This window comes from Hymenobacter qilianensis, assembly GCF_014489555.1.
Lineage (GTDB): Bacteria > Bacteroidota > Bacteroidia > Cytophagales > Hymenobacteraceae > Hymenobacter > Hymenobacter qilianensis.
In genome coordinates, this window is the sequence record NZ_CP060784.1 from 3,386,663 (window position 1) to 3,404,087 (window position 17,425).

The 17,425-nt window shown below is 56.5% G+C and carries 10 protein-coding genes and 1 pseudogene; 6 read left to right on the forward strand and 5 right to left on the reverse strand.

Annotation, left to right across the window (positions count from 1 at the left end; translation table 11 throughout):
* Window positions 1-96 precede the first annotated feature (96 nt).
* Entirely contained in the window at window positions 97-621 is a 525-nt protein-coding gene (locus tag H9L05_RS15390; protein ID WP_187731687.1) for an NUDIX domain-containing protein, read from the forward strand.
* A 114-nt stretch (window positions 622-735) separates the two neighbouring features.
* Here H9L05_RS15390 and H9L05_RS15395 read toward each other — a convergent pair whose 3' ends face one another.
* Window positions 736-1,320, reverse strand: a complete 585-nt coding sequence (locus H9L05_RS15395) for a hypothetical protein (protein WP_187731688.1) — start codon at window positions 1,318-1,320, stop codon at window positions 736-738.
* 359 nt (window positions 1,321-1,679) lie between these two features.
* Between H9L05_RS15395 and H9L05_RS15400 the strand changes: the two genes are divergently transcribed.
* Together H9L05_RS15400 and H9L05_RS15405 are read left to right on the forward strand one after the other, a co-directional pair.
* A complete protein-coding gene (locus H9L05_RS15400; RefSeq protein ID WP_187731689.1) occupies window positions 1,680-2,678 on the forward strand; it encodes a glycosyltransferase family protein in 999 nt (332 codons plus the stop codon).
* A gap of 269 nt (window positions 2,679-2,947) precedes the next feature.
* Complete coding sequence (locus tag H9L05_RS15405; protein ID WP_187731690.1) at window positions 2,948-5,734, forward strand: PAS domain-containing protein; 2,787 nt, start codon at window positions 2,948-2,950, stop codon at window positions 5,732-5,734.
* A 21-nt stretch (window positions 5,735-5,755) separates the two neighbouring features.
* On the opposite strand, the gene H9L05_RS15410 is transcribed toward H9L05_RS15405, so the two are convergent.
* Complete coding sequence (locus tag H9L05_RS15410; RefSeq protein WP_187731691.1) at window positions 5,756-6,355, reverse strand: hypothetical protein; 600 nt, start codon at window positions 6,353-6,355, stop codon at window positions 5,756-5,758.
* A 408-nt stretch (window positions 6,356-6,763) separates the two neighbouring features.
* Between H9L05_RS15410 and H9L05_RS15415 the strand changes: the two are divergent.
* Window positions 6,764-8,193, forward strand: a pseudogene (locus tag H9L05_RS15415) (GH1 family beta-glucosidase).
* 278 nt (window positions 8,194-8,471) lie between these two features.
* Window positions 8,472-10,019 (forward strand): 3' terminal RNA ribose 2'-O-methyltransferase Hen1, encoded by a 1,548-nt coding sequence (locus H9L05_RS23950; protein WP_223284486.1) that lies wholly within the window; start codon window positions 8,472-8,474, stop codon window positions 10,017-10,019.
* An 18-nt stretch (window positions 10,020-10,037) separates the two neighbouring features.
* On the opposite strand, the gene H9L05_RS15425 is transcribed toward H9L05_RS23950, so the two are convergent.
* The 3 genes from H9L05_RS15425 to H9L05_RS15435 all read right to left on the reverse strand — a co-directional run bounded on the left by H9L05_RS15425 (window position 10,038) and on the right by H9L05_RS15435 (window position 14,056).
* Window positions 10,038-10,607, reverse strand: coding sequence for a hypothetical protein (locus H9L05_RS15425; RefSeq protein ID WP_187731692.1), 570 nt, complete (start codon window positions 10,605-10,607; stop codon window positions 10,038-10,040).
* 44 nt (window positions 10,608-10,651) lie between these two features.
* Window positions 10,652-12,589 (reverse strand): glycoside hydrolase family 97 protein, encoded by a 1,938-nt coding sequence (locus tag H9L05_RS15430; RefSeq protein ID WP_187731693.1) that lies wholly within the window; start codon window positions 12,587-12,589, stop codon window positions 10,652-10,654.
* A gap of 243 nt (window positions 12,590-12,832) precedes the next feature.
* Complete coding sequence (locus tag H9L05_RS15435; RefSeq protein WP_187731694.1) at window positions 12,833-14,056, reverse strand: putative sensor domain DACNV-containing protein; 1,224 nt, start codon at window positions 14,054-14,056, stop codon at window positions 12,833-12,835.
* 109 nt (window positions 14,057-14,165) lie between these two features.
* Here H9L05_RS15435 and H9L05_RS15440 point away from each other — a divergent pair, with 109 nt between their 5' ends.
* Window positions 14,166-16,925: a polynucleotide kinase-phosphatase gene (locus tag H9L05_RS15440; protein WP_187731695.1), complete on the forward strand. Its 2,760-nt coding sequence runs from the start codon at window positions 14,166-14,168 to the stop codon at window positions 16,923-16,925.
* Window positions 16,926-17,425: the final 500 nt, after the last annotated feature.

A 17,425-nucleotide genomic window follows, 5' to 3' on the forward strand; every position in this document is an offset into this window, starting at 1 on the left:
GATTGCGGCGGTTGAACGTATAACCAGAGCCAGGCGCCGCGCCTGGTTCAGTTATTTCCGATAAAATCCAACGTTTTTACGCCAAGCTTACGCCCTATGAACATAAAGGACCGGAAAATCCTCTACAAAGGCTTTTACAAACTTAGTGAACTCACGGTGCAGGATGGCCCCGAGGAGTACCAGCGCATCCGGTTCGAGCCCGGTGAGGCCGTAGCGGCCTTGGTGCTGGATACCACCCGCCAACGTTATCTACTGGTCCGTCAGTTCCGTGTAGGTGCCGAGGCCGACGTATTAGAGCTGCCAGCCGGCATGCTCGACAAGGAAGGGGAAAGCCCGGAAGAGGCGCTGCGTCGTGAGATCAAAGAAGAATTAGGGTACAAAGTTGATCATTTAGAACAAATAATCCAGATGTATCCATCTCCGGGGGCCAATGCGGAGCGCATTACCATCTATTATGCGGAGGTAAGCCAGCAAATCGCCCCCGGCGGCGGTGAGGCCAGCGAGGGCGAAAAGTTGACGGCGGAAGAATTTAGCTGGGAAGAGCTGATTGCCGAACCCCTGCAAGATGCCAAAACCATTATAGCCGTGCAGTGGGCCCAATTGCGGAAGGCAAAAGGATAAGAACGTAGTGAACGTCAGGCAGAGCGGCAGCGAAGCATCTCGCGTGTTTTGCAGGATTAGTAATCCAGTGTCAGCACGCGAGATGCTTCGCTGCCGCTCTGCCTGACGTTTAAATTAACCCTGCGGATCTACCACGTACTCGAAGTTCTGCTGGAGCTTGGAGTCGGTGATGATAACGGTGAGGGGCTGTGGCGTTTCGGTTTTAACAAATGGAATAGTCCGCTCGCTCTTGTAGAGGTCACGGTTCCAGAAGCGGCCATTACCAGCGGCTGGGGTTTGGCTGAATACTTCTTCCCCGGCTTTATTCTTGGCCGTGATGGTAAGCAGGCTAGGGTCGGCGTTCTGAGCACCACGCCGATACATGGTTACCACCAAGTTGCCACCGGCGGGCAGGCTGTTGAAACGGCGCTGATATGTCGTGTCGGCCCAGTTATTCATCTTGCGCAGGGCGTTGATTTCGGTCAGCAGCTCCTCGTAGGGGCGATAAGCCAGGCGCGTGGCGGTGCCAGCGGCTTCGGAGTCTTCGCCCGTATTCTTAGTCACGTTGGAGATATAAGCGCAGTCTTTATCCTTTTGGGGAATCATATAGCGCTGTTTGCGCTCTTCCTTCTCCTTTTCTTTGTCCTTGGACTTTTGGCTTTTTTGGGCCGTAGCAGCAAAGGATGATACGAGGCAGCAGAGGAGTAAAAGTTTTTTCATGGAAATAAGTAAGAAGGAAAAATGAGCCTGCGCTGTAGCGCGATAAAAGCAGGAGTGGAGTGCCGCCCCAAGCTGAAGCTTGACGGCATAGCCGCGCCATAGCAAAAAGCATGACAAACCTATTATAACGGGGTAACGCTGGGGTCATGGGCCGCCCTGATCTTTGCGGCGGGTCTGCTTCGGCCGATCAGGTGACTGGCGCTCCGGAAGCGGCGCTGGTCGTAGAAATCAGGATTGGAAAGTAGACTTAATGTTGCTTTATAAAGCCCGATCTACATATAACCCAAATAAATGCCGAAATAGCACGGAGCTTGCTACCTCAACAGTTGCTCTATTATTTCACGTTTAATCTCATTCTCTTGCCCCGTATTCTTTACGCCATTCAAGGCACCGGCAACGGCCACCTGAGCCGGGCCCGCGATATTATTCCGCTGCTTCAGGAGCGCGCCTCCCACCTCGATGTGCTCGTGAGCGGTCCGCCGGCCGACCTGGCCTTGCCCTTTCCGGTGCAGTATCAGTTTCACGGCATGGGCTTCGTGTTTGGAAAAAGTGGCGGTATCAGCTTTACCAAAACATTTGGACAAGTAAATGCTCCCGCTTTCGTGCGCGAGATGCGGCAGTTGCCGGTAGAGCAGTACGATCTGGTTATCAACGACTTCGAGCCGGTGTCGGCGTGGGCGTGCCGGTTGCGCCATGTGCCGTGCATTTCCCTGAGCCATCAGAGCGCTGTGCTGACCAAAAATGCCCCCCGGCCCAAGCGTCCCGACGTGGTTGGCCGTATGGTGCTACGCCACTACGCCCCCGCCACGGCTCACTACGGCTTTCACTTCGAGCGCTACGATGAAGGCACGTACACGCCCGTCATCCGGGGGCAGGTGCGCGCCCTGACTCCTGCCAATGAGGAGCACTACACAGTGTATCTGCCGGCATACGACGAGGCAACGCTGGTGGCGCGCCTGCGCTACCTCAGCCGTACCACGCGCTGGGAGGTATTCAGCAAGCACAGCCAAAAGGAAGCGGAGTACGGCAATGTGCGCGTACGCCCCGTAAGCGGCGCGGCCTTCACCGATAGCCTCGCCCGTAGCGCCGGTGTGCTGTGCGGGGCCGGTTTCGAGACGCCCGCCGAGGCACTCTTTCTGGGCAAGAAGCTGGCTGTGGTGCCCATGAAAAACCAGTATGAGCAGGCGTGCAACGCCGCCGCGCTGGCCAGGATGGGCGTGCCTGTAGTGAAAGGACTCAAAGACAAGCACCTCGATGGCCTCGACCAATGGCTGCAGTTTGGTGAGCCCATTCCCGTAAACTATCCCGACGAAACCGCTGCTGTGCTGGACAAGCTGCTGCGCGAACACTTAAAATAAGCGCTGGGGGGCTTTTTCAGGAGGCGAGTGTTACATCTGCTGCTTATATAACTTCCTGATTCTTGTAGCTGGTTAAGATAATAAGCTTAAAAAAAGTGTTCAGAACTTCGCCCTAAGCTGAGAAGTCTGAGCACTTTTTTGGTTTATGCTCCTTACAGCGCTGTTATCTTAGCTCTCCAGCTTGCGCTGTTCGTGCGGGCCCCTATGCCCGTCGCCTTTGTTTTCTCTGCCACAAAATGCTCCATTCTGACACTGTCCCGAACTCACTTATGCCTGGTCTGCATGACCTGCAGCCGCTGGATGAGGTGCTACGGGGCGTGCTCGATGTATCGCTTACCGGGCTGATTATTTATCGTCCGGTATACGATGCGGATGGCAGCGGCAGCGTCGTTGATTTTGCTTTTGCGTACGTGAACCCTGCCGCCCAGCGCATGCTGAGCCTGCCTGAGCAGCCCGCCCTGACGCACTTGCAGCACTGGCCGCGAAGTCAGGCATATGGCACGTTCGCCCTCCATCTCCACGCGTTCGAGTCCGGGGAGCCTGGGCAGCAAGATGTGCAGTACCAGGCCGATGGCTACCAAAATTACTACCGCCTGGCCGTCCGCCGCTCGGGCCAGAGCTTACTGGTAAGCCTGAGCGATACGCCCGACCAACCCCGCACCCTCATAGAAGTAGCTCAGGCCCAAGCCGAAGTTCAACGGCAAGGGCAGCAGCTGCAACGGCTGTTTATGGAAGCGCCCGCTGCCATCTGCATTCTCTCGGGGCCTGACTTTGTATTTGAGCTGGTAAACCCCGGCTACCAGCGTCTGTTGCCGGGGCGGCAGCTGCTGGGGCTGCCCTTTGTGGAGGCGGTGCCCGAGCTAGCCAATCATTCGTCGGTGGAGGTGTTCCGTCAAATTTATCAGACAGGCGTAACACACGAAGAGCTTGGCATCCTCGTTCCCGTTGCCAGGCCCGATGGGGTGCTGGAGGACCGTTATTTCAACTACATTCAACAGGCCCGCCGCAATGAGCGCGGACAGATTGACGGCATACTCGTGTTTGCCTTTGAGGTAACCGAGCAGTTTTGTGCCCGTCAGCAGGCCGAAGCACTCCAGTCGGAGCTGCGGGCGGGTGCCGAGCGCCAGGCCCAAGCCAGCAAAGCCATCTATCAGATATTCGAGCACACCCCGGCTGCCATCTGCATTCATCGCGGGCCCGAGCATCGCTACGAGTATGTCAACGCCGCCTATCAGGCTTTCTTCCCCGACCGCCAGCTGCTTGGTCTCTCCGTAGCCGAAGCATTGCCTGAAACCGTAGAGGCGGGCGTTGTGGACTTGCTGGATAACGTTTACCATACCGGAGAAACCTACTTCGGTGAGGAGTTGCCCTTGCTGATTGCCCAGCCCGATGGCCGTCCGCCCAAGCAGATGTACTTCACTTTTACCTACCAGGCTTACCGCGAAAACGGCGAGATTGTGGGCATCTCCACCTTCGCCTACAATGTGGCCGACCAGGTACTGGCCCGCCAGCGGCGCGAGGCCCAGCAGCGGCAGCTGGATCAGCTATTCATGCAAGCGCCCACACCCATCGTCATTCTCGACGGGCCTGAGCTGGTGTATCAGTTGGTAAACCCTGCTTACCAGCAAATTTTTCCCGGCCGCGACCTGCTCGACAAGCCTCTGCTGGAAGCCTTGCCTGAGCTGGCCGATACGTCCATTCCCGGCATATTAAAGCAAGTCTACCAAACGGGAGAAACCTATGTGGCGCACGAGTTGCCCCTGATGCTGGCCCGCTACCGAGATGCCCCGATGGAGGAGATTTACTGGAGCTTTACCTTTCAGGCCCGACACAACGGGCAGGGGGCCATTGATGGGATATTCGTGTTTGCTCAGGACGTAACGGCGCAGGTGCTGGCCCGGCGCATGGTGGAAGAGAGGGAAGAGTCCTTTCGCCTGATGGCCGACAACGCGCCGGCTATGCTCTGGGTGACTGATCCCGAAGGATATTGTACTTACCTCAACCAGCCCTGGTATACCTTCACCGGCCAAACTACCGCCGAGGCCCTGGGCATGGGCTGGGTGGGAGCCATTCATCCCGAGGATGCCGCCGCTGCGGGCACTGCCTTTGTAGAGGCAAACGCCAACCGCGCCCCTTACCATAAGCTCTTCCGGCTGCGGCGCCACGACGGCGTGTATCGCTGGGTAACCGACAGCGGATTGCCCCATTTTAGTGAAGCCGGCGAGTTTGAGGGCATGGTGGGCACGGTGATCGATGTGCACGAGCAGAAGCTGGCCGAGCTGGCGTTGCAGCGCCTGACCAAAAAGCTGCGCACCTCCCGCGACAAAGCCCAGGCCCTGAACGCGGAGCTGCAAACCGCCAACGACCAACTCACCCGCATCAACGTCGACCTGGACAACTTTATTTACACGGCCTCCCACGACCTGAAAGCGCCTATTACCAACATCGAGGGCCTGGTAAGTGTGTTATCGGGAGAGTTGCCCACGAAAGACCGGTCGGGCGAAGTAGACTACATTCTGGAGCTGATGCAGGGCGCAGTGGACCGCTTCAAATCCACCATCAATCACCTAACTGACGTTTCGAAGCTGCAAAAGGAGCATGGGCAGGCCGTTAGTCAGGTGATGCTGGCGGAAGTAGTGGAAGATGTGCGCTTGGATCTGGCTCCTTTGCTTCAGGAAGCCGATGCGCAGTTGAAAGTGGATGTGCTGCGTTGTCCGGTGGTTGCTTTTTCGGAGAAAAACCTGCGCTCCGTGGTTTATAACCTGCTCAGCAACGCCCTCAAATACCGCCATCCCGACCGCCCGGCGCAGGTAAGCCTGCACTGCCACGAAGAAGATGCGCACGTGGTGATGAAAGTACAGGACAACGGCCTAGGCATTGATTTGACGCGTGAGCGTCAGCTGTTTCAGATGTTTCAGCGCTTCCACACGCACGTGGAAGGCTCGGGCGTGGGCTTGTATATGGTCAAGAAGATGGTGGAGAATGCGGGGGGCAAAATTGAGGTGGAAAGCGAAGTAGGAGTGGGCTCTACCTTCACGGTTTACTTCAAGCGCTAAAAGCCAACTTGCTGTCTGGCTTTAAAAGCGGGTTTTGGTCGTGAAGCCTTTGCCGTTTGTGATGGATACCTGCTTGAAGCCGAGCTCGGTCAGCTCGCTGCGCACCTGCTCGAGCACGAAATCCTTGTTGTCTTCATTGAATGCGGGCGAGGAAAGGGTAATATTCTCGGCCTGAGCACCCGAGACGCGGGCCCGGACGTTCAGCTCATCCGAGATAGCGTCTTCGGGCAATTCCTGGGCATAGTATTTCTTGAACTCGTCGGGCAGCTGGTCGGCGTGGGCGCGGCGGGCGGCTATGGCTATCCGGTTTTCGGCGGCTCGCTGCTTGGCGGCCGCTATTTCAGCCGGGGAAGGCTGGGGAGGAGCGGGGGGCGTGGGGGGCAAAACTGGCTCCTCAGCCAGCTCCTTTTCAGCGGGCACCTCCTTTTCGTCTGGGGCGGCAGCAGAGCTTTGCGCCAGCAGGACGGCGGCCACCGAATCCTGCATTCTGGCCCGCCGGGCTACCGCTGCCGCCGATTCGGTCCGGCGGGCGCTCACTGCCCGGCTGGTGGGCTGAGGAATGCGGGCAGGAGTTGCCCGCTGGAGTCGACCAATGAAAAATGCCGCAACAAATGCGAGCATACAAAGTCCTAGGATTCCTAAAAGGACATTTTTACTCATAGCCGGGAAGTTAAATGGCGCATAAACAGCCGATTTTACTTTTCATGTCCAGTAGTAAGGCTCAACCCAAATCTGCGACTTTAACTCATGGAAGGTAAGCGAGTGCGCTGCTTTTGTACCAACCGACCAGTGTTTTTGTGGCTGCAAACCATGCTAACAGAAGCCTTCAATAATGCACGCCTCGCTGATTACCTCAGTTTATAGAGTACAGAAAACCCTGTGGTAACGCTGAAAGTTGCTTTTCAATGAAAGCCACAGCTTGATCTTCTTGCCCCGCTTACCCGTATGCGTAGCCAAAAATAAGCAGATCAGGCTAGTCACTTCTCCTGATTCGAGCGTCGGTGCCTGCTGTCCTTAGTTACTGTCTGAATGCCTGCTTCTGCCGCTGCCTTGTCGGCCGCTTTCTTTCCCGAAAATGCCCCCCAGACCTATTCGCGCGCCGATTTTGGCCCTGATTTCCGGTGGGGCGTGGCGGCCGCGGCCTATCAGACCGAAGGCGCCTGGGACGCCGATGGCAAAGGGCCCAGCATCTGGGATGACTTCGTGCGGCGTCCCAAAAAAATTCGGGGCAACACCCACGCCCGGACAGCCACCGATTTCTACCACCGCTGGCCCACCGATCTGGATTTGATGCGGCATCTCCACATCCCCAACTTTCGGTTCTCGGTGGCGTGGTCGCGGGTGCTGCCCAGCGGTACGGGCGAGCTGAATACCAATGGGTTGGATTTTTATGACCGTTTGGTAGATGGCTGTCTGGAGCGCGGCATCACGCCCTGGCCTACGCTCTACCACTGGGATTTGCCCGCCGCCCTCCAGCAGCGCGGGGGGTGGACCAACCGCAGCATCGTGGGCTGGTTTGCCGATTATGCCCAGCACGTAGCCGCCCGCCTCGGCGACCGGGTGCAGCACTGGATGGTGCTGAATGAGCCGATGGTTTTTACGGGTGCCGGCCACATGATCGGCATTCACGCGCCCGGCGGCCGGGGGCTGGGGGGCTTTTTGTCGAGCACGCACCACGCCGCTTTGGCCCAGGCCGAAGGCGGACGGGCCCTGCGCGCCACACTCCCCGCCACCGCCCAGATTGGCACCACGTTTTCCTGCTCCTACCTCACGCCCTGGCGGCCCGCCCTGCTGCGCGACCAGCGCGCCACCGCTCGCGCCAATGCCATTCTCAACCGCCTGTTCGTGGAGCCAGCCCTCGGCCTGGGCTACCCGGTAACCGAAGCGCCCGTGCTCGGCTGGCTCAGCCGCTACATGAAACCCGGCGACGAGCAGCGCCTGCCCTTTGCCTTCGACTTCTGGGCATCCAGAACTATACCCGCGAAGTGGTGCGCCATTCGCCCTATATACCGCTGGTGTGGGCCAAGCTGGTAGGCGCCGCCGAGCGCGGCGTGCCCCACACTACGATGGGCTGGGAGGTGTATCCCGAAAGCATCTATCACATGCTCAAGCAGTTCAGCGGCTACAAAAATGCCCCCCGCTTGCTCATTACCGAAAATGGCGCCGCCTTCCCCGACGAGCTCATCAACGGCCGCGTGCCCGACGCCGCCCGGCAAGCCTTTCTGCGCGCCTGCATAGCCCAGGTGCTGCGCGCCCAGCGCGAGGGCGTGCCCGTAGATGGCTATTTCGCCTGGTCGTTCACCGATAACTTCGAGTGGGCCGAGGGCTACCACCAACGCTTCGGCCTGGTCCGCGTGGACTACGACACCCAGCAGCGCACCATCAAAGACTCCGGCCACTGGTATGGCGACTTGCTGGGGGCAAAACGGTATGAGTTGAGCTCTCTGACTCTGGCCTAAGGTAGCAGCAGAATACCCCTGAGAAGAGATTATGGCCTCTCGCTATTTGCTTTGCGGAATATAAGTGTGATAGTATAATGTGTTGACTATTAATTTATAAACAAATGTTTAATGGATGTTTTACTCAAATGTATATACAAATTGTTGTTAAGAATCCGCTCTGTATTCCCCTTGATTTCAGCCCTCCTGAAACCGGATTATCGATGACAGCCGGCTAGCGGTCTTGCCCCGGCCAAGTGTATCTTGGGGGGCATTTTGTGCCGGTTTAGCTTCTCCTTATGCTGCTCACTATTACTACCACTCACCAGCCCGCCACCGATCTGGGCTACCTGCTACACAAGAATCCGGCGCGCCTGCAATCGGTGGACATTGCCTACGGGCAGGCCCACATCTTTTATCCCGAAGCCACTGCGGAGCGGTGCACGGCTGCTCTACTGCTCGACATAGATCCGGTGGCGCTGGTGCGCAACCACCGCGGCTGGGCCGGCGAAGGCTTTGCTCTGGAGCAATACGTGAATGATAGGCCCTATGCTGCTTCCTCTTTTATGAGCACGGCCCTGGTTAAAGCCTTCAACACGGCCATGAACGGCACCTGCAAAGACCGCCCCGACCTGCCCGACACGCTTCTGCCCCTAGAAGCCACCGTAGCCGCCCTGCCTGCCGCCAACGCCAGCCAGCTCCAACGCCTTTTTGCCCCCCTGGGCTACGAAATCGAAACGGAAGCCCACCCGCTCGACCCCACCGTGCCGCAGTGGGGCGACAGCCGCTACTTCACGCTCCGCCTGCGCCACCCGGCCCTGCGTCTGCGCGATTTGCTGAGCCACCTCTACGTGCTCATCTCCGTCCTCGACAACGATAAGCACTACTACATCGGGCAGGCCGAGGCCGACAAACTCCTGCACCGCGGCGCCGACTGGCTGCCCCAGCACCCCGACCGCGAATTTATCACGCGCCGCTACCTGCGAAATCTGCGCGAGTATGTGGACCCCACGCTTGAACGGCTGCTGGCAGGGGAGGTTGACCTTACGATTACGACGGCCTCACCCCCTAGCCCCCTCTCCCAAAGAGAGGGGGAACTAGATTCTAGTATTTCTAGCTCTAGTTTAACTTCTGGCCTATCTGATCTAGAATTAGCTTTAAAAGCTAGTCCCCCCTCTCCTTGGGACTCTGCGCTTAAAGCAGATGCGGGGCTAGGGGGTGAGGCCGTCGTTGAACAAGCCGAGAAGCAAAGCCTCCACGACCACCGCCTCGACCGCGTAGCCGAAGAAATCCGACGCCTCGGAGCCAAGCGCGTGCTCGACTTGGGCTGCGGCGAAGGCAAGCTGGTACGTCGGCTGCTTAAAATTCCGCACGTGGAGCACATTCTGGGCATGGACGTGTCGCACCGCGAGCTGCAACGCGCCCACGAGCGCCTGCACATCCTAGAAATGCCCCCCAAGCAGCGCGAGCGACTCACGCTGGTGCAAGGCTCCCTGCTCTACCACGACCCGCGCCTCAGCGGCTACGACGCGGCGGCCGTCGTCGAAGTCATCGAGCACCTCGACGAAAACCGGCTGGCGGCGTTTGAGCAGGTGGTATTCGCCCGCGCCCGCCCTGGCGCCGTGCTCGTCACCACGCCCAACGCCGACTACAACCAGCGTTACGAAACCCTATCTGCCGGGGAGTTCCGTCACCAAGACCACCGCTTCGAGTGGACGCGGGCGCAGTTCGCGGCTTGGGCGGCGGGAGTTGCTGAGCGCCACGGCTACCGCGTGCGCGTGGAACCGCTAGGGCCGGAGGCGGAAGAAGTAGGGGCGCCTTCGCAGTTGGCGGTGTTTGAGCGGTAAATAATTTTTTACATGGAATTATGATGTTCCGTTAACTTGTAGATCAGACAGCTTATTTTTAGTAAGGTTAACATTGACTTCCCAATAATAACTTCCACCATCAAATACTGTTGAATAATCAGAATCGTATTTAAGTCTTGTATCTAGTGAGCCTCTTATCTTGTCAACAAGAGTATATTCATCCCAATGAAAATTGATATGTATTATCTTGTCTCCCTTTTTATTAACGAATCCTACATACTGTCTAAAATATTTATTTAAATTTTTATGAATTATCGGATTATCATCTGATTGATTCATGCGACTCCTATTTACGAACTGTAGTTTTCTTGATAAGATATATTCTGCCTCTTGTAACTCCTCTAATGTTGGTGTAAACCTTTTTAGAGAATCAATATCTGATACATGTAATAAAGTAAAAGGATATTTATAAGTGAAAATAGTTCCTCTGAAATTGTTACTCTTCACGCCTAATAGTGTAGTCTTACTAGTATCAAAAACTTCTATTGTTATTTTGTGATTAATTAATCTTGGTTTACAAGATGAAAATAAAAACAGTATGACCAGGGTTAAATGCTCGATTCTCATTATATAGATTTTTACTATTGAGTTGACTGCATAATAAGCTGCTCTCAATTCAACTCCAGCACAAATCCGCCGCGCGCCTTTACCGGCAGTGTGAGCGCCGTGCCCGTAAAGCTGCGGGTGCTGAAGTCGCGGTTGGTGGTGCCGTCGGTGATGAGGGTGCCGCCTTTGGTAGCGCCCAGCTTGGATAGGTCGAGGGTGATGGTGCGGTCGGTGGGGGTGCCGTTGATGCCGGCCACGTACCATTTGTTGTTGGCTTTGCGGGCCACCACGGCGTACTCGCCGGGAAAACCGTCCAGAAACTTCACGTCGTCCCAGCTGGGGGGCAAATTCCGCATAAAGTTCACCACGTAGGGCGGCTGCTTTTGCATGCCTTCCGGCACTTCCACGTAGTGCTGAATGCCCGATTGAAACAGCACCGAAAGCGCCAGCTCGAAGCCGTTGGTGGTAAGGCGGTTAACCTTTGGGATTTCGGAAAAGCAGACGGGCGTAAAATCCATGGGGCCCACGGCGTTGCGAGTGAAGGGCAGCATCGCGCAGTGCGTGGACTGATCATCGGCATCGGCCTGGGCGAAGGTCAGAAACTCGAAGCCGCGGACAGCTTCCATAGTCATCAGGTGGGGATAGGTGCGTGTCCAGCCGCGGGGGATGGTAGTGCCGTGAAAGTTCACCAACAGCTTAGCCTGGGCCGCATCGTCCAAGAGGTCCTGGTAGTAGCCCATCATCGACTGCCCGTCGCCGCCGAAGAAGTCGATTTTCACACCTTTGATACCCATTTGCTGCAAGCGGGCAAACTCCTTTTTGCGCGTTGCCGGGTCAAAAAGCACGTTTATGGGCGTCTGGGGGGCTTTATTCCAACTGCCGTTGGAGTTGTACCAAAGCAGCAGGTCCACGTTTTTGGTGCGGGCATAGGTGGCCAGCTCCGTCATTTTATCGTACCCGATTTGCTTGTCCCACAGGGCATCAATCAGGCAGTAGCGCCACTTCATGTCGGCCGCGTAATCGACGAAGCGCTTCTGCACATCATACACCGTGGCCTCGTCCTTCAGCAAAGCCCAGCTCCAGGAGGCCTTGCCCGGCTGGATAAAGGCGGTATCCTTGATTTTAGCGGGCGCACTCACGTCGGTCGTCAGCGTCGACTCGACGATAGTGCCCAGCGTGGAACCCACCACCAGCACGCGCCACGGCGTGCTCCACGGCAGCGTCGACTCGGGCGCGGTGCTCGCCGTGGGCGTGGTGCCTTCGCGCTCCTGGGCAAAGGCGATGCTGTACTCGCCGTCGGGCGAAAGATGGGCCAGGTGGGTGCCCCCATAGCTGCGGTCCATGCCCGCTTCCGTCAGCAACACCCAGTGCCCGGCCGCCTGAAACAGCGCCGGAAACGACCAGCCTTGCCCCAAACTCGATGGGGTGCCGGCCGCCAAGCCCAGCTTGTATTTTTCCTCGTAAGAAGGCTGGGTATTCGACCAGCCCGTTTGGGCTACCGCGTGCGGATGCAGCCAGCCTTTGGCTGCGGCTGGCAGCTTAAAAGTGGTCTTTTCGGCCAGAATCCGCTGTTTCTCCTTGGATTTGCCCCCCAGCGCATACCGAAATGCTACCCCGTCGTTCGACACCTGAAACACCACGCTGAGCGTGCGCCCTTGGCTGCCCAAAAACGCAATTTCGCGCCGATTGGCCTGGTAGCGGCAGGCCGAGCGCTTGTCATTGGTGAGGGTGTAGCTGTCGGAAACGGGAGTGGTTTTGCCCGCGCTGCTCAGCTTGAGATTCTGAGTTAAGTCAGCATCGGCCAGCTGCAAACCCAGGCGGGAAGGTCCGATCAGCTTCGTTTGTCGATAAGCCACCGAATACGTGGGCACGCCCTGGTCTGTGACGCTGACCGTGACTTGCACCGCGCCGTCGGGGCTGGTCACGAGAATGGGCTCGGGTGGGCCGGCCTGGGCCAGTATAGTTGTCAGGAATAGCACGAAACACAAGGAGGCTTTCAGCATAAATGCAAACAGATAGGGGAGGCAGAATGATAGCGCGCGGGCGTACCCGCCGGGCTAAGGTAAGGCGCCTTTACTGTCTGTTCAGCATACGCAGCATTTTGCCTCATCCTTCCCGGTGCACAATTGTGCTGGGCTGGGTCAGCTGTTTGCCAAGGTCGCTTTTAATATGAAGCGGCCTGCTTATTTTATCGCTTTTAATAAATTGTTGGACTTTGATATTTTCCCAGATAATTAATTTGTCCTCTACTCTCGTAATGGCGCGAATATCCCGTCCTGAGAAATAACAAAGCCCAAGCTGCCATTATTATTCCAGCAGTAAGAAAACATAGAGCAGTGCCGGGTGCCAAATTGATTAGAACTTACGGCCGTTATTTTGTCGTCGCTCACCGTGGCGCTTTTGGCCACATACACATACGGCGGCATGGGCTTAGACCGAATAACGGTGCCGAAACCTTTAACTTTTAAATCAGTGGTGAGCACGACTAAGCCATCAATACAGGAAAGGGAAGAAATAAACCGGATAGCGCCTTTTATTTCATCACTCGTCTCATTTTTTTGCGCTTCTGATACGTTTTCGCTTACGTACAACGATACCGGAAGTAAATTTTTCTCATCTCTTGAGAACTGATCGGCTATGGCATTTGAGTATTTATAATGCGAGATATTTAGCTGAATATAATTTACAATTGCCTTAAATAATCGGTCGTATGATAGTTCGTGCTTCACAATTAAACCGGCTTTTTTATAGGGTGTCATCAAAAAAGCCCCCCCGTGATGATAATTCTGGCTTTTAAGTAGAATGCGAGATAATGATTGAATAATAGATGTTTCTATGTACTCGTCCCAGTCCTTGGGATCTTCATCTTTATAATATTTATTAATATAACTCCGTATGGCCTTTTTGTAAGGCTCAGAAAACGACTTTAATATTTTATTGACGGTTCCTTTTCTGAAAACATCGACATAATTACTGATCAGCGTATTCTGTTTTAAGGTGGCAATCAGCTCATAATCGAGCATTACATGAATGCTTCCGATGTCGGATATGGAAGTCTGGAAAAAACCAGGCTGCTCGGAGCCTGACTCGGTTTCGTAGTTGAGAAAGTCTTGGTAGTGAACCGCTTGGTCAATCATTCCCCAGATATACAGCTCATTATTGGCGTCGTAGTACACGGCCAGCGACGAGCTCCAGGGGTCGGCTGCTTTCGACAGCTTCACGATGTTCTTGACGGTGAAGGGAATGCGCTTGCGGAAGTGGATATAATTCCAGCGGTCGGCCACGATGCGTTCCGGCGGGCTGGGGTCGGGGTCTGCAGGGTCGATAAAGGTGACCGTGACCTTAATCAGCTGGCCTTCTTCTGTTTTGAGGCTGGTAAAAAACAGGTTTTCGAACAGATGAGTTAATATGCTCTCGCTGGGCTGCGGATAATTCGTCTTCGCTAGCTTCTTGTATACAAGCCTGGCCAAATCATGATAAGTGGAGTTTAAATGTGCCATCGTATCGTGCCGAATAAGCCAGAAACCCGTTAACGTTGCCAAGTAAGCTATTCCTTAAATATACGCCCGCTTTTTCCTTATGGCTCTGACTACCCTAAAACTTCCCGAACTCTCGCTGGTCCTGCTCATGGGTACGTCGGGGGCGGGGAAGAGTACGTTTGCGCGTCGCCTGTTTCGGGCCACCGAAATTGTGTCTTCTGACTACTGCCGGGCGCTGGTAGCCGACGATGAAAACGACCAGTCGGCCACGCCCGACGCGTTTGCCTTGCTCCAATACCTGGTGGGTGTGCGCCTGAAGCGCGGCCTGCTGACGGTAGTTGATGCAACCAACGTGCAGCCCGAAGCCCGCAAAGTGCTCGTGCAGCTGGCCCGCGACTACCACGTGCTGCCCACCGCCATTATCCTCGACGTGCCCGACCGCGTAGCCGAGGACCGCAACCAAAACCGTCCCGAGCGGCGCCACATGCCCCGCCACGTGGTGCCTCAGCAGCGCCAGCAGCTGCGCCGCAGCCTCAAAACGCTCAAGCAGGAAGGCTTCCGGCATATTTTCCATCTGCACGGGCCCGAGGAAATAAACGCCGTGCAAGTCATCCAGCGTGACCCGCTTTACAGCAACCGCAAGCACGAAACTGGCCCCTTCGACATCATTGGCGACGTGCACGGCTGCTACGACGAGCTGGTGCAGCTGCTCGGTAAGCTGGGCTATGCGGTGGAAGAGGAGCCGGTAGTGGATGTGCGCGATTTAGGCGTGCGGGTGACGCGCCGCGCTGAGGTGGCAGGTGGTAGAGACGCAATATCTTGCGTCTCGTCGTTGAACGACTCGTTGCAGAACAAATCAGATCAAGTCATCCAACCTAACAACATCAGCAACGACGAGACGCAAAATATTGCGTCTCTACAACCGTACAAAGGAGCAGCCGAGCGCCGGGTTATATTTCTAGGCGACCTAGTAGACCGTGGCCCAGCTTCGCCGCAGGTACTGCGCCTCGTCATGCGCATGGTGCAGGATGGCTTAGCCTTATGCGTGCCCGGCAACCACGATATTAAGCTGCTGCGGCATCTGGGGGGCAAAAATGTGAATGTGCAGCACGGTTTCGCCGAAACGCTGGAGCAACTCGCTGCCGAATCAGATACGTTCAAGAGCCAGGTGCGGCAGTTTCTGGATGGGCTGGTGAGTCACTATGTGTTGGATGACGGCCGCCTGGTGGTGGCTCACGCGGGCATGCGCGAAGACATGCAGGGCCGCGGTTCGGGCGCCGTGCGGGCGTTTGCTTTGTTCGGAGAAACGACCGGCGAGATAGACGAATTCGGCTTGCCCGTACGCTACAACTGGGCCTCTGAGTATCGGGGCCGGGCCATGGTGGTGTACGGCCACACGCCCGTGCCTGAAGCCGAGTGGCTGAATAACACTATTGACATTGATACGGGCTGCGTGTTTGGCGGTCAGCTTACGGCCCTGCGCTACCCCGAGCGGGAACTGGTAGCCGTGCCCGCGGCCCGCGTGTACTGCGAGCCGGTGCGCCCGCTGAACTACCGCGCGCTTCAGCTCTTGGAGGCCACCCAAACCGACCTCTCCGCCCAACAGCAGCACGACGACCTGCTCGACATCCGCGACGTGACCGGCAAGCAAATCATTCGGCCGCGCCTGCTGCCTTCGGTTACCATTCGGGAGGAAAACGCCATTGCGGCCCTTGAGGTGATGAGCCGGTTTGCTCTTAATCCCAAGTGGCTGCTGTATTTGCCCCCCACCATGTCGCCCACCGAAACCTCGCCGCTGCCCGACCTGCTGGAGCATCCCGCCGAGGCCTTCGACTACTTCCGCCGCCAGGGTGTAGAGCGCGTGGTGTGCGAGGAAAAGCACATGGGCAGCCGCGTAGTGGTAGTATTGGCCCGCGACGAGGACATCGCGCGCCGCCGCTTCGGCATAGTAGGCGAGGGGCCGGGCAAATGCTACACCCGCACCGGCCGCAACTTCTTCACTGACCCAACTCTGGAAGCCGCCTTCCTCACCCGCCTGCAAGACGCCCTGCTGGGGGGTAATTTTTGGGAGAAATTCCAAACGGACTGGCTCTGCCTCGATGCCGAGCTGCTGCCGTGGTCGGCCAAGGCGCAGGAACTGATCAAGAACCAGTACGCCGCTGTAGCCGCTGCCGCTGACGCGGCCCTGCCCTTGGCCGAAGCCACGCTAACCCAAGCCGCTACCCGCGGCCTCGACGGCGTGGAAGCCCTGCTGGCCCGCACCTCGGCCCGCCACACCGCCGCCACCCACTACGCCGAAGCCTACCGCCGCTACTGCTGGCCAGTCGAAAGTCTGGGCGATTTGCGCCTGGCTCCCTTCCACCTGCTGGCTACCGAGGGCCGCACCTACTTCGATAAAGACCACGCCTGGCACATGGAAACTCTGCGCGCCCTCAGCCTCCAGGACCCCGGCCTGCTCCGCGCCACCACCTACCACGTAGTAAATCTGCAAGACCCCGCCGCCGTAGAAGCCGCCACCCAGTGGTGGACCGACCTCACCGAAGCCGGCGGCGAAGGCATGGTCGTGAAGCCCTACGATTTTATTCCTGCCACCAAAAAAGGCATCCTCCAGCCCGCCCTCAAGTGCCGCGGCCGCGAGTATCTGCGCATCATCTACGGCCCCGACTACCTGCTGCCCGGCAACCTGGAGCGCCTGAAGGAGCGGGCCGTAAAAGCCAAGCGCAATCTGGCTCTGCGCGAGTTTGCCCTCGGCGTGGAAGGCCTGGAACGCTTCGTAGCCGGCGCCCCGCTGCGGGAGGTGCACCAGTGTGTGTTTGGTGTGTTGGCGTTGGAAAGTGAGGCTGTAGACCCGCGGCTTTAATTCAGCACGGTCATACTTGCTTGCGGCGTTGGTGTGGCCCGACTGCAATTGAATTATAGAACTAACCGTGTAGGATTTATTGTAAATAAATCCTGTCTCGTATTACAAACGCCGTATCAGTTCCTTTGTGGGTAGAAGTATAATCAATCTTAAAAGCACACCGCCAGATCAAAGATTGATTGTGTGTATACTGAGTATTCGGCTTTGGTTGGATGGTAAAATAACAAGTATCGAACTTTAATTCTGATTGAATTACCACTATATCAGGATCGTCTTCAAGTTGGAAATTAGTATGTAGGTAACTACTGATTCCGTTTCTCTTCGCTATTCTATAAAATGCATCAGAACCCATATATACTTTCCTTCTGTAGGGTTTCTGCTCAGCTATTGAAATGGTGTCTGGATTAGAGCCATAGAGACGAGGGCTTTCAAGATGGATAAACTCGTGGACTTTATCGTCTGAAGACTTTTCTATAATAGGGCTATCTATCGGCTCTTCC